The 12,962-nt window shown below is 70.7% G+C and carries 11 protein-coding genes; 8 read left to right on the top strand and 3 right to left on the bottom strand.

All coding sequences use genetic code 11. The features are described from left to right. The first annotated feature begins 174 nt into the window (after positions 1-174). The 5 genes from ABZ016_RS42450 to ABZ016_RS42430 all read left to right on the top strand — a co-directional run bounded on the left by ABZ016_RS42450 (position 175) and on the right by ABZ016_RS42430 (position 5,495). Positions 175-1,539: a phosphomannomutase/phosphoglucomutase gene (locus ABZ016_RS42450; RefSeq protein ID WP_356922151.1), complete on the top strand. Its 1,365-nt coding sequence runs from the start codon at positions 175-177 to the stop codon at positions 1,537-1,539. 158 nt (positions 1,540-1,697) lie between these two features. Then, entirely contained in the window at positions 1,698-1,868 is a 171-nt protein-coding gene (locus tag ABZ016_RS42445; RefSeq protein ID WP_003990672.1) for a Trm112 family protein, read from the top strand. 117 nt (positions 1,869-1,985) lie between these two features. Further along, a complete protein-coding gene (locus ABZ016_RS42440; protein ID WP_356922150.1) occupies positions 1,986-3,113 on the top strand; it encodes an SIS domain-containing protein in 1,128 nt (375 codons plus the stop codon). Between the two features lie 107 nt (positions 3,114-3,220). Then, on the top strand, positions 3,221-4,372 hold the full coding sequence (gene manA / locus ABZ016_RS42435) for a mannose-6-phosphate isomerase, class I (RefSeq protein ID WP_356922149.1): 1,152 nt from the start codon (positions 3,221-3,223) through the stop codon (positions 4,370-4,372). A gap of 142 nt (positions 4,373-4,514) precedes the next feature. Then, positions 4,515-5,495 carry a cation diffusion facilitator family transporter gene (locus ABZ016_RS42430; RefSeq protein ID WP_356922148.1) on the top strand — a complete coding sequence of 327 codons (981 nt, stop codon included), beginning with the start codon at positions 4,515-4,517 and terminating at the stop codon, positions 5,493-5,495. Between the two features lie 75 nt (positions 5,496-5,570). On the opposite strand, the gene ABZ016_RS42425 is transcribed toward ABZ016_RS42430, so the two are convergent. Next, positions 5,571-7,724: a fructose-specific PTS transporter subunit EIIC gene (locus ABZ016_RS42425; RefSeq protein WP_356922147.1), complete on the bottom strand. Its 2,154-nt coding sequence runs from the start codon at positions 7,722-7,724 to the stop codon at positions 5,571-5,573. A 522-nt stretch (positions 7,725-8,246) separates the two neighbouring features. Between ABZ016_RS42425 and ahcY the strand changes: the two genes are divergently transcribed. After that, positions 8,247-9,704 (top strand): adenosylhomocysteinase, encoded by a 1,458-nt coding sequence (gene ahcY / locus ABZ016_RS42420; RefSeq protein ID WP_356922146.1) that lies wholly within the window; start codon positions 8,247-8,249, stop codon positions 9,702-9,704. 113 nt (positions 9,705-9,817) lie between these two features. Further along, positions 9,818-10,432 carry a hypothetical protein gene (locus tag ABZ016_RS42415; RefSeq protein WP_356922145.1) on the top strand — a complete coding sequence of 205 codons (615 nt, stop codon included), beginning with the start codon at positions 9,818-9,820 and terminating at the stop codon, positions 10,430-10,432. A 36-nt stretch (positions 10,433-10,468) separates the two neighbouring features. On the opposite strand, the gene ABZ016_RS42410 is transcribed toward ABZ016_RS42415, so the two are convergent. After that, positions 10,469-11,434 carry an RDD family protein gene (locus tag ABZ016_RS42410; protein ID WP_356922144.1) on the bottom strand — a complete coding sequence of 322 codons (966 nt, stop codon included), beginning with the start codon at positions 11,432-11,434 and terminating at the stop codon, positions 10,469-10,471. Between the two features lie 143 nt (positions 11,435-11,577). On the opposite strand from ABZ016_RS42410, the gene ABZ016_RS42405 reads away from it, so the two are divergent. Then, complete coding sequence (locus tag ABZ016_RS42405) at positions 11,578-12,585, top strand: stage II sporulation protein M (protein WP_356922143.1); 1,008 nt, start codon at positions 11,578-11,580, stop codon at positions 12,583-12,585. Positions 12,586-12,764: 179 nt separating this feature from the next. On the opposite strand, the gene ABZ016_RS42400 is transcribed toward ABZ016_RS42405, so the two are convergent. Further along, on the bottom strand, positions 12,765-12,962 hold a 198-nt coding region (locus ABZ016_RS42400), incomplete at its 5' end, for a hypothetical protein (RefSeq protein WP_356922142.1).

Below are 12,962 nucleotides of genomic sequence, written 5' to 3'. Positions count from 1 at the left end.
GGACCGCGGACACGATCCGTGTCGCCGGACGCGGAGCGAAAGCGGGCGACCAGGACACCCAAAACCGTTCGGGATGTCCGCAGTGCACAGGTATGGGTACAAGACTCACTCCTGCTCACTGATGAGGAACGGTAGTTTGGGCCGACCGACAGTACTTTTTCAGGAAGGTTGGCCGTGGCTGCTGATCTGTCGCAGGTCGTGAAGGCGTACGACGTACGCGGACTCGTCCCCGACCAGTGGGACGAGTCCCTGGCCGAGCTCTTCGGAGCGGCCTTCGTCCGGGTCACCGGCGCGAGCGCCATCGCGACCGGGCATGACATGCGGCCCTCCTCACCCGGCCTGTCCCGAGCCTTCGCGCGCGGGGCCGCCGCGCTGGGCGCCGACGTCACGGAGATCGGCCTGTGCTCGACGGACCAGCTCTACTACGCCTCGGGCGCGCTGAACCTGCCGGGCGCCATGTTCACCGCCTCCCACAACCCGGCCCGCTACAACGGCATCAAGTTGTGCCGCGCGGGCGCCGCCCCGGTCGGCCAGGACACCGGCCTCGCCGAGATCCGTGAACTGGTGGAGCGCTGGAGCGACTCGGGCGCCCCCGAGCCCGCCGCGATGCCGGGAACCGTCACCGGCCGCGACACGTTGTCGGACTACGCGGCCCATCTGCGCTCCCTGGTCGACCTGACCTCCATCCGCCCCCTGAAGGTCGTCGTCGACGCGGGCAACGGCATGGGCGGCCACACGGTCCCCGAGGTCTTCGCCGGCCTGCCCCTGACCCTGGTGCCGATGTACTTCGAGCTGGACGGCACCTTCCCCAACCACGAGGCCAACCCCCTCGACCCCGCCAATCTCGTCGATCTCCAGAAGCGGGTCCGCGAGGAGGGCGCCGACCTGGGCCTCGCCTTCGACGGCGACGCCGACCGCTGCTTCGTCGTCGACCAGCGCGGCGAGCCCGTCTCCCCGTCGGCGATCACCGCCCTGGTGGCCTCCCGCGAACTGGCCCGGCACGGCGGCAAGGGCACGATCATCCACAACCTGATCACCTCCCGGTCGGTCGCCGAGGTCGTCAGGGAGAACGGCGGCACCCCGGCCCGCACCCGCGTCGGCCACTCCTTCATCAAGGCCGAGATGGCCCGCACGGGCGCGATCTTCGGCGGGGAGCACTCCGCCCACTACTACTTCCGCGACTTCTGGAACGCCGACACGGGCATGCTGGCCGCACTCCACGTCCTGGCGGCCCTGGGCGGCCAGGACGGTCCGCTCTCCGACCTTGTCGACCGGTACGACAGGTACGCGGGCTCCGGCGAGATCAACTCCACGGTCACCGACCAGGCGGGCCGCCTCGCCGCGATCCGCTCCGCGTACGAGAACCGCGAGGGCATCGAACTCGACGACCTGGACGGCCTGACCGTCTCCGCCGACGACTGGTGGTTCAACGTCCGCCCCTCCAACACGGAACCCCTGCTCCGCCTGAACGCGGAGGCCAGGGACCCGGAGACGATGGCCAGGGTGCGGGACGAGGCACTGGGCATCATCAGGGGCTGAGGGAGTCCGCTTCTGGAGGCACAGGTCCGGGGGGCCAGGGGTGGAGCCCCCTGGCGGGGTCAAAGGGGCGGAGCCCCTTCACCCGCCCAGCAGCCCACCCCACGGCGGTACCCTGACCAGGCAGATCCGCACCCCGCCCGATCCCCGAAGGAACTCGCATGCCACTCGAAGCCGGCCTCCTGGACATCCTCGCCTGCCCGGCCTGCCACGCCCCCCTCGAGGAGAAGGACACCGAACTCCTCTGCACCGCCCAGAACTGCGGCCTGGCCTACCCCGTCCGCGACGGCATCCCGGTCCTCCTGGTCGACGAGGCCCGTCGCCCGGCATGACCGGCCCCGGGGCAGCCCCAGCGGGGCACATGGTCCCCGGCACAACGGGCACCGACGTAGGACACCCAGAAGAGTCCGGGAACTGAACGGACCCCGGCGATCGGAGGCTGCCGCCCCATGCTCGACGAATCGCTGCTCGACTCCCCGGAGGGCCTCGCCGAGGCCGACCACCGCGGCCTGCTCCGCGGCGCCGCAGAAGCCGGCGCCCGCGTCCGCACGGCCGCCCGCCACTCCGCCGAGGCCGGCGTCAACGACCTCAAGCCCGACGGCCGCCCCCGCGCCGTCCTCATCGCCGGCCCGGGCGCGGCCGCCACCCACGCCGCCGACCTCCTCGGCACCCTCGCCGGCGCCGGCAGCCCGGTCATCCGGCTGGCCCCCACCGGCGTCGCCCCCGCCGCGGGCGCCCTGCGCTGGGAACTGCCCGGCTGGACCGGCTCCGTCGACCTCCTCCTGATCACCACGCCGGACGGCACCGAACCGGGCCTGTCCCTCCTCGCCGAGCAGGCCTACCGCCGCGGCTGCACCGTCGTCGCCGTGGCCCCCGGCCGCACCCCGCTCGCCGAGGCCGTAGCCGGCTCGCACGGCCTGTTCGTGCCCATGGCGACCGCCCCGTACGACCAGGACGAGCCCTTCGCCGCGTCCGCCCCCGGAGTCCTGTGGGCCCTGCTCACCCCGCTCCTCGCGCTCCTGGACCGTACGGGAGTGCTCGCCGCCCCACCGGACGCCCTCGGCAAGGTCGCCGACCGCCTCGACCGCGTCGCCGAATTCTGCGGCCCGGCCATCGCCACCTACAGCAACCCCGCCAAGACCCTGGCCGCCGAACTCGCCGACGCGCTCCCGGTCGTCTGGACCGAGGGCACCTCGGCCGGCCCGGCGGGCCGCCGCTTCGCCGCCGCGCTCGCCGAACTGTCCGGCACCCCCGCGGTCGTCGCCGAACTCCCCGAGGCCCTCGCCGCCCACGGCGCCCTGCTCGCCGGCCCGCTGGCCGCCAGCGCCGACCCCGACGACTTCTTCCGCGACCGCGTCGAGGACCCGCCCGCCCTGCACGCGCGCGTGGTGCTCCTGCGCGACCGTCCCATCGGCGGCCTCACCGCCGCCCCCGGCGCCCGCGACCTGGCCCTCAGCCACGACACCCCGATCAGCGAGCTCGAACCCGAGGCGGGCGACGAACTGGAGACCCTCGCGGAACTGATCGCCATCACGGATTTCGCCGCGGTTTACCTGGCGCTCGCTTCGAGGGCCTGATCATGCCCGGGACACCCTGACGCCCGAGCCCAGCCCCCCCCGTAAGCCGGCCCGGCACACCACAGCCGTACGCACGCCGTACGCACAGAACACGCAGAGAGATCTCCATGGACCGCCTCGACAACACCGTCCGCCCCTACGCCTGGGGCTCCACCACCGCCATTCCGCAGCTGCTCGGCACCGAACCGACCGGCGAACCGCAGGCGGAGATGTGGATGGGGGCCCACCCGGGCGCACCCTCACGCACCGACCGGGGCACGCTCGTCGAGGTCATCGACGCCGACCCCGAGAGGGAACTCGGACCGGCCACCGTCGCCAAGTTCGGCCCCCGCCTGCCCTTCCTCCTCAAGATCCTCGCCGCCGGCGGCCCGCTCTCCCTCCAGGTCCACCCCGACCTGGAGCAGGCCAGGGAGGGCTACGCCGACGAGGAGCGCCGCGGCATCCCCGTGGACGCCCCGCACCGCAACTACAAGGACGCCAACCACAAGCCCGAACTGATCTGCGCGCTCACCGAGTTCGACGGCCTCTGCGGCTTCCGCGCCCCGCTGGCGGCCGCCGCCCTGCTCGACGACCTCGGCATCGACTCCCTCAAGCCGTACGTCGACCTGCTGCACGCCCACCCCGAGGACGCCGCCCTGCGCGAGGTCCTCACGGCGATCCTCACCGCCGACCCCGAGGAGATGTCCCGCACGGTGGAGGAGGCGGCGGCCGCCTGCACCCGTCTCGGCGGCGCCTACGCCCCCTACGCCGACATCGCCCACCACTACCCGGGCGACCCCGGCGTCATCGCCGCGATGCTGCTGAACCACGTCCGGCTCCAGCCCGGGGAGGCCCTCTACCTCGGCGCCGGAGTCCCGCACGCCTACCTCAACGGCCTCGGCGTGGAGATCATGGCCAACTCCGACAACGTCCTGCGCTGCGGCCTGACGCCCAAGCACGTCGACGTCCCCGAACTCCTGCGCATCGTCCGCTTCCGCCCCAGCGACCCCGGCGTCCTGCGCCCCGAGGCCTCCCCGGACGGCGAGGAGCTCTACGAGACGCCCATCGACGAGTTCCGCCTGTCCCGCCACGTCCTCCCCGAGGGGGGCACCGCCCGGGACCTCACCCGCGCGACCCCGCAGATCCTGCTCTGCACGGCCGGCTCCGTCCGGGCGGGCGAGCACGACCTGACCCCGGGCCGGTCCGTCTTCGTCCCGGCAGGCGAAAAGGTCGAAGTGTCCGGAAACGGCACGCTCTTCCGGGCCACGGTCGTCGCCTGACCCTTCCCAGGGCGGTCCTGGGGTACCCGCGCCGAAACGGGCTGCAACAATGGCCCACCGTCAAGCACGGGCAAAGCCACGGGCGGCGCACCAAGGCGAGCGTCGGCCCCTGGAACGGCGTACGAAGGGACAACGCGAACATATGAGCGCGTCAGGCGGCACCAAGGCGATCGTGGCGGCACTGGGCGCCAACCTAGCGATCGCGGTAGCGAAGTTCGTGGCGTTCCTCTTCAGCGGCTCGTCGTCGATGCTCGCCGAGTCCGTGCACTCCGTCGCCGACTCCGGCAACCAGGCACTGCTCCTGGTCGGCGGCAAGAAGGCCCAGCGCGAGGCCACCCCGCAGCACCCCTTCGGGTACGGCCGCGAGCGCTACATCTACGCCTTCCTCGTCTCCATCGTGCTCTTCTCGGTCGGCGGCATGTTCGCCCTCTACGAGGGCTACGAGAAGATCAAGCACCCGCACGAGCTGGAGCACTGGTACTGGCCGGTCGGCGTCCTGGTCTTCGCGATCATCGCCGAGGGATTCTCCTTCCGCACCGCCATCAAGGAGTCCAACACCCTGCGCGGCGGCCGCTCCTGGACGGAGTTCGTCCGCCGCGCCAAGGCCCCCGAGCTGCCGGTCGTCCTCCTGGAGGACCTCGGCGCCCTCGTCGGCCTGGTCCTCGCGCTCGGCGGCGTCGGCCTCGCCCTGCTCACCGGCGACAGCGTCTGGGACGGCATCGGCACCCTCTGCATCGGCGTCCTGCTCATCCTGATCGCCCTGGTCCTCGCCGCCGAGACCAAGTCGCTGCTGCTCGGCGAGTCCGCCGGCGCCGAGGAGACCCAGAAGATCGCGACAGCCCTCGTCGACGGCGACACGGTCACCCGCGTCATCCACATGCGCACGCTCCACCTCGGCCCCGAGGAACTCCTGGTCGCCGCCAAGATCGCCGTCCGCCACGAGGAGACGGCCACCGAGATCGCCACCGCCATCAACGCCGCCGAGGCCCGCATCCGCGACGCCGTCCCGATCGCCCGCGTCATCTACCTCGAGCCGGACATCTACAGCGAGGCCGAAGCCGCCAAGGGCCCCGACCCCGAGGCGACCCCCGGCGGCCCGAACCCCCAGCCTGCCGACCACTGACACCTCGCCCTTCCGCGCCCGTGGGGCCCGCCGAACCTGCCGGCGGGCCCCACGGGCTTCTTCTGCGGCCTCCGGTCACCCGACCTCGCGCAGCACCCCGAGGAGTGCCGGCTCGTCCGGCGCGGCCAGCAGCCGCTCCCGGAAACCGGCGTCCGTCAACTTCCGTGACAGCAGCGCCAGAATCCGCAGATGCTCATCACCCGCCGCCGCCTCCGGCACGGCGATCATGAACACCAGCCGCGCCTTCGTACCGTCCAGCGAGCCCCACTCGACGCCCTCCGCGGACCGCGCGAAACCGACCACCGGCTCCGTCACCGCATCCGTCTTGGCGTGCGGGATCGCGATCTCCTCACCGAGCCCGGTCGTGCCCTGCGCCTCTCGCCGCAGCGCACACGCCACCAACTCGTCCACATCCGCGACCTTGCCGGTACGAGCCAGCAGCTCACTCATCTCCCGGATCACGGACTCCTTGCCGTCCGCACCGAGTCCGACCTTCACGGTCTCCTGGGTGAGGTAGCCGGAGAGAACCCCGCCCATGCCGGTCTCCACGGCCGGAGCGCTGTCGGCGGTCTCTTCGGGCTCCTTGGATACGGCCGTCTCGGGAGCGGCAGACCGTTCGGGTATGGCCGAGGCGGACGCTCTCGCGCCGACCGCCTCCGCCTCGCGGACGGCCCGCTGCGACGCCACACTGCCGCCGGCGCCCGCCCCTCCGGCACCCACACCGGCCGGCACGGGCTCGGGCACAGCCGCTCCGACGCCGCCGGTCACCTCTCCGCGGCGCCTGCGCTCACTCAGGTCGATCAGGGCGACCGTGGCCAGCGCGGTGACGACCGAGCCGATCACCACGGCCACGAAGAACGTCGGCACTCCGCTCACCGCGCCCAGCACCGCCACGATCGGACCACCGTGCGGCACCGCGTCCTCGACACCGGCGACCCCCGCGATCGCACCGGCGACCGCGCCACCCAGCATGTTGGCCGGGATGACCTGCGCGGGCCGCGCCGCCGCGAACGGGATCGCACCCTCCGAGATACCGAAGCACCCCATGAACAGCGAGGCGAGCCCCGTCTCCCGCTCCTGCTCGGTGTACAGCCGCTTCCGTATCAGCGTGGCCAGGCCCTGGCCCAGCGGCATGACCGGGATCGCGGCCGCGCACATGCCCATGACCGTCTGGTTGCCGGTCGCGATGAGCCCCGCACCGAACAGGAACGCCGTCTTGTTGACCGGCCCGCCCATGTCGAACGCGATCATGAGCCCCAGAATCGCGCCCAGCAGGACCGCGCTGGTCCCCGTCATACCGCTGAGCCAGTCGGTCAGGTGCTCGAACACCCAGGAGATCGGCTCGCCGAGGACGTAGATGAAGAACAGCCCCAGCGCCGTCGTCGCCACGATCGGGATCACGATGATCGGCATGATCGGTTGCGCGAACTTCGGAACCTTGACCTTCTTGATCCACACCACCAGATACCCGGCGAGGAACCCGGTCACGATCGCCCCGATGAACCCGGCCCCCGCCTTGGAGCCGTACAGCTCACCGGTGTTGGCGATCCAGCCGCCGATCATGCCGGGCACGAGCGCGGGCCGGTCCCCGATGGCGTACGCGATGTAGCCGGACAGGATCGGCACCATCAGCGTGAAGCCGATGACGCCGATGTTGTTCACGTCCATCCAGAAGGAGTCCTTCGGGATGACCAGCCCGCCCGACGGGTCGGTGTGCCCGCCGAGCGAGAGCGAGACCGCGATCAGCAGCCCGCCGACCACGACGAACGGGATCATGTAACTGACCCCGTTCATCAGCGCCTTGTACCCGACGCTCCGCTCCTTGCCGCCACCGGCCGCGGGGGCAGTGGGGGTGCCCCCTTCGGCGTGCACGGGCGCCGACAGCACTCTCTCGATCAGCTGCTCCGGGTGCCGGATGCCCTCGGCCACCCCGACCGTCAGCACCCGCTTGCCGACGAAACGGCTCAGGTCCACGTCCTTGTCCGCGGCGACGATGACGCCGTCCGCGTGCTTGACATCGTTGTCGTCGAGGACGTTTTCAGCCCCGATGGATCCCTGGGTCTCCACCTTCATGTCGATGCCGCGGCTCTCGGCGGCATGAGCGAGCTTCTCGGCCGCCATGTACGTGTGGGCGATGCCGGTCGGGCACGCGGTCACCGCGAGCAGCTTCAACCGCTGCCGCTCGCCACCGTCGCCGCCCGTGGGGGGAGGGCCGGCCGGATTGGTCACGTCGATCTCCTAACGCCTTTGTCATGCGGAGCCGCCATCCCGGACGCCTCCGCAGGATCGATCAGTTGTTCCGATGTCCCGGGGCATCCTGCCCCACCTCACCGCAGACTCAAAGGTCGAAAGAGCCCAGAACATACCGCTTTGCCGCCTCCTGTCGACCGTTCGTTGGTGTCCCGTTATCGCTCTCGCCCACCACCCGCACACCCCACGACCCCCTGACCTGCCGTCGCCCCCGAAGGACCCCCGCGCCCACCCCGCTGCAACCCTCCTTGATGGCGCGATCTATTCGGAGGCGGGCTGGGGACCGCCCGGCCTCCCGGTGTAGCTTGGGACGGAGCCAGACGTCGCTGCTGATGGCGGTCGGGCGGTCCCGACGCGGACCGGCCGAGGGAGAGAGGGCCTCCGACGGACTGCGCTGCGCGTACGCGGGCATGCCTGTGTCCTCCTTCGGGCACCCCTGTGTCCGCCGCCGCGCAGACCAGCCGTACCCACCTCGACCCACACCCCGAGGAGCAGCTCGCAATGACGACTGTCGACAACCGACAGGACTTCAAGGTCGCCGACCTCTCCCTGGCCGACTTCGGCCGCAAGGAGATCACCCTCGCCGAGCACGAGATGCCCGGCCTGATGGCGATCCGCAAGGAGTACGCCGAGGCACAGCCCCTGGCCGGCGCCCGTGTCACCGGCTCCCTGCACATGACCGTGCAGACCGCCGTGCTCATCGAGACCCTGGTCGCCCTGGGCGCGCAGGTCCGCTGGGCCTCCTGCAACATCTTCTCCACCCAGGACCACGCCGCCGCGGCCATCGCCGTCGGCCCGAACGGCACCGTGGACAACCCCCAGGGCGTGCCGGTCTTCGCCTGGAAGGGCGAGACCCTGGAGGAGTACTGGTGGTGCACGGAGCAGGCCCTGACCTGGCCGGACAGCCCCACCGGCGGCCCCAACATGATCTTGGACGACGGTGGTGACGCCACCCTCCTCGTCCACAAGGGCGTCGAGTACGAGAAGGACGGCAAGGTCCCCTCGCCCGACACCGCCGAGTCCGACGAGCACCGCGTCATCCTCGAACTGCTGAACCGCACCATCACGGACGGTTCGCAGAAGTGGACCCAGCTGTCCTCGGAGATCCGCGGCGTCACCGAGGAGACCACCACCGGCGTCCACCGCCTGTACGAGATGCAGCGCGACGGCACCCTCCTGTTCCCGGCGATCAACGTCAACGACGCCGTCACCAAGTCGAAGTTCGACAACAAGTACGGCTGCCGCCACTCGCTCGTCGACGGCATCAACCGCGCCACCGACGTGCTCATCGGCGGCAAGACCGCGGTCGTCTGCGGCTACGGCGACGTGGGCAAGGGCTGCGCGGAGTCCCTGCGCGGACAGGGCGCCCGCGTGATCGTCACCGAGATCGACCCGATCTGCGCCCTGCAGGCCGCGATGGACGGTTACCAGGTCACGACCCTCGACGAGGTCGTCGACAAGGCCGACATCTTCATCACCACGACCGGCAACAAGGACATCATCATGGCCTCGGACATGGCCAAGATGAAGCACCAGGCCATCGTCGGCAACATCGGCCACTTCGACAACGAGATCGACATGGCCGGCCTCGCCAAGATCCCCGGCATCGTCAAGGACGAGGTCAAGCCGCAGGTCCACACCTGGACCTTCCCCGACGGCAAGGTGATCATCGTCCTCTCCGAGGGCCGCCTGCTGAACCTGGGCAACGCCACCGGCCACCCGTCGTTCGTGATGTCCAACTCCTTCGCGGACCAGACCCTGGCCCAGATCGAGCTGTTCACCAAGCCCGACGAGTACCCGACCGGCGTCTACGTGCTGCCCAAGCACCTCGACGAGAAGGTCGCCCGCCTCCACCTCGACGCGCTCGGCGTGAAGCTGACCACGCTCCGCCCCGAGCAGGCCGAGTACATCGGCGTACAGGTCGAGGGCCCGTTCAAGCCGGACCACTACCGCTACTGAGCCGGCAGCTCAGCACCGTCGAGACCGAGGCAGGCCCCCGCACCCCCGTGCCGGGGGCCTGCCCCGTTCGACGGACCGGTGACCGGCCCAGCCCGTCAGAACCCAGGACCCCCATGCCCCGCGGCCGTTATTCGCTCCATGATCCGCACGATCACACCCCCCTCGCGGACGAGCACTTCCAGTGCGCCCCCGGCCCCTCCGGTTGGCGCTACGTCTCACAGCTGACCGCCCCCTCGGGCGATCACCGCGGCTCCGTCGACCTCACCCTCGACGAACTCGGCCGCCCCATCCGCCTCGAACTCCACGCCGCCGCCTGGCAGGTCCGCGGCGCCGCCCTCGACGGCGTCACCTGGGTCCGCACCGACCCCACCGGGACCGAGGCCACCGAAGGCAATGTGCCCGCCCACGCCTTCACCGGGACCTCCCCGGCATTCCTCGTCGCCACCGCTCGTCTCCTGCGCCTCACCCCCTCGGCAACAGCCACTCGTGTACGCCTCGTCGCCTTCACGGACCCGGTCCTCGCCCCGCGCACCGTGGACCAGTCGTGGGCCTTGCTGAAAAGAGAAGCACACGCCACTGACAGTGGCCCCCTGACCGTGGACGAATACCAGGTCACAGCCCTGGACACGGGCGAGCAGCACGCCGTGCACCTCGCCGGAGACGTGGTGCTCGCGGCCCCCGGCATCGAGCTCGAGGACCTCGAATCACCACCGTCGGCGTTCACCTGAGCCGACAGCAGTAGGTGAGCGGGCAGTCGCCCGGCATCACGCCGGCGGCACGAACCCGGTGCTGGGACGGTCGGCCGCCTGTACCTCGTGCGACCGCGCAGGCCGGCCTTCGGCAGGCTGCCCGGAGGCTTCGGACGCCGTGGACATCACACCGGGCGGCACCACCGGCGATCCGTACGCAGCCGGAGCCCGCTCCTCGGCCGGAGCCTGCTCTTCGACCGGAACCGCGGAAGCGGTCGCAGAAGATGAGGACCCGTTCCCGAAAGTCCTCCGGGCCTCCCGGGCCTGCCGCTCCTGCACGACCGCCGCCAGATACGCCGCCGCCGGAACACCCTGCGGCACCGGGGCCCCCGTACGCTCCGCCAGATCCGACGCCAGCCGCTCCGCCATCGACCGGCCCACCTGCGGATCCAACTGCTGCATGCGGGTCAGGTACTGACGCACGGCGAGCCACAGCCCGTCGGGTACCGCTGACAGATCGAGCCCCGAGAACCGCCCCGCCAACCAGGGCGGAGGAGGCGGCACGAAACCGGTCCGCGCAACCGGAATCCGCTCCCGCACGACGAGGGTCCCCGCGAACACATCACCGAGCCGCCGCCCACGCGCCGACACGAACGAGGCGATACAGGCGACGATCCCGAAGGTCATCAGAATCTCGATCACCCCGATCAGGCCCCTCACCAGGGCATGCCGGAACCTGATCGGACCGCCGTCGTCCCGCACCACACGCAGCCCGCAGGCCATCTTCCCGAGCGACCGCCCGTGACTGAGCGTCTCGACCGCGATCGGCGCGCCCACCAGCACCAGAACGAACGTCGCGATCGACAGCGCCGTCTGCGCCGCCTCGTCCAGCGAGGCAGTCGAAACCACCAACGCGACGGTCACGGCGACATAGACGGCCATGGCCGCCAGGAGATCCAGCAACACGGCCAACGCCCTGCTGGGCAGCCTCGCCGGGCGCAGCTCCAACGCCACCGCCTCGCCCGTCACCAGCTCACTCACGCCCGCCGTCCTTCCCCTGCCCTGCCCCCGACAGGGCCAGTCTGCCAAGCTGAGGACGCATCGCGCCGCAGTACGACAAGCTGATCCACGACAAGCTGATCCACGACGAGCCGCCGACGAACAGCCGAGGAGCAGGCACACCGATGGACCTCGACGTCTTCGTCTCCGCCCACCGCGCGGAGTGGGACCGCCTCGAAGCCCTGCTCCGCCGCCAGCGCCGCCTCAACGGCGCCGAAGCCGACGAACTCGTCACCCTCTACCAACGCACCGCGACGCACCTCTCCCTGATCCAGTCCAGTGCACCCGACCCCCAGCTGACCGGCCGGCTCAGCCAGCTCGTGGCACGCGCGCGCAGCGCGGTGACAGGTACCCGCCGAGCCTCCTGGCGCGACGTCACCCGGTTCCTCACCCACGGCTTCCCCGCCGCCGTCTACACCTCACGCCGCTGGTGGGTCCCCACGGCGCTGCTGTCCACGGCCGTCGCGGCCCTGCTGGGCTGGTGGATCGGCACCCACCCCGAAGTACAGGCCTCCATCGCGGCCCCGAGCGAACTGCGCGAGCTCACCCGCCCAGGGGGCCAGTACGAGACGTACTACTCGAGCCACCCGGCCGCCAGCTTCGCCGCCCAGGTCTGGACGAACAACGCCTGGGCCGCCGCACTGTGCCTGATCCTCGGGGTCTTCCTGGGGCTCCCGGTCCTCTGGATCCTCTTCCAGAACATGCTCAACCTCGGCGTCGGCTTCGGCCTGATGTCCTCGGCCGGCCGTCTCGACACGTTCCTCGGCCTCGTCCTCCCACACGGCCTGCTCGAACTGACCGCCGTCTTCGTCGCCGCCGGCACCGGCCTGCGCCTCGGCTGGACTCTCCTGGACCCGGGCCCGCGCACGCGACGCACGGCTCTCGCGGAAGAGGGCCGAGCCGCCATCGGCATGGCCATAGGCCTCGCCCTCGTCCTCTTCGTCTCCGGCGCGATCGAAGGCTTCGTCACCCCGTCGGGCCTCCCCACCTGGGCCCGCATCACCATCGGAGTCATCGCCGAACTGGCCTTCCTCCTCTACGTCTACGTCCTCGGCGGCCGAGCCGCCCGCGCCGGTGAGACCGGTGACGTCGACGCAGCGGAACGAAGCGCCACCGTCCCGACAGCGGCCTGAACTTCGGCATGGCCGCCTGATGTGCGGACACGTCCGTTCAACTGCTAGTCTCCTCTTCGCCCCACAGGAGTCGTTGACACGGCGCATGCGGGGAGGTAGATTCGAACAGTTGCCTGGAGGCGGGGTTCAGCCCCGAACCGGCTACAGTGAGCATCTGTCTGCTTCGTGAAACGTCGATTTCACTGAAGCCCCTCCCGATGAATCGGAAATGAGTGGCCGGTCAGTCCGGCTCGAAACTTCTGATAAAGTCGGAACCGCCGGAAAGGAAAACGCGAAAGCGGAAACCTGGAAAGCACCGAGGAAATCGGATCGGAAAGATCTGATAGAGTCGGAAACGCAAGACCGAAGGGAAGCGCCCGGAGGAAAGCCGCGAGAGA

The sequence above is a fragment of the Streptomyces sp. NPDC006372 genome (assembly GCF_040612515.1).
Classification (GTDB): Bacteria; Actinomycetota; Actinomycetes; order Streptomycetales; family Streptomycetaceae; genus Streptomyces.
Note: the sequence above shows the minus strand (reverse complement) of the source record. Positions and strands in the feature narration are given on the sequence as shown.

Bases quoted from the DNA above. Each gene is read 5' to 3' on its own strand.
- ABZ016_RS42445 (WP_003990672.1), top strand. From the start codon at position 1,698: ATGCCACTCGAAGCCGGCCTCCTGGACATCCTCGCCTGCCCGGCCTGC.
- ABZ016_RS42440 (WP_356922150.1), top strand. From the start codon at position 1,986: ATGCTCGACGAATCGCTGCTCGACTCCCCGGAGGGCCTCGCCGAGGCC.
- manA (WP_356922149.1), top strand. From the start codon at position 3,221: ATGGACCGCCTCGACAACACCGTCCGCCCCTACGCCTGGGGCTCCACC.
- ABZ016_RS42430 (WP_356922148.1), top strand. From the start codon at position 4,515: ATGAGCGCGTCAGGCGGCACCAAGGCGATCGTGGCGGCACTGGGCGCC.
- ahcY (WP_356922146.1), top strand. From the start codon at position 8,247: ATGACGACTGTCGACAACCGACAGGACTTCAAGGTCGCCGACCTCTCC.
- ABZ016_RS42415 (WP_356922145.1), top strand. From the start codon at position 9,818: ATGCCCCGCGGCCGTTATTCGCTCCATGATCCGCACGATCACACCCCC.
- ABZ016_RS42405 (WP_356922143.1), top strand. From the start codon at position 11,578: ATGGACCTCGACGTCTTCGTCTCCGCCCACCGCGCGGAGTGGGACCGC.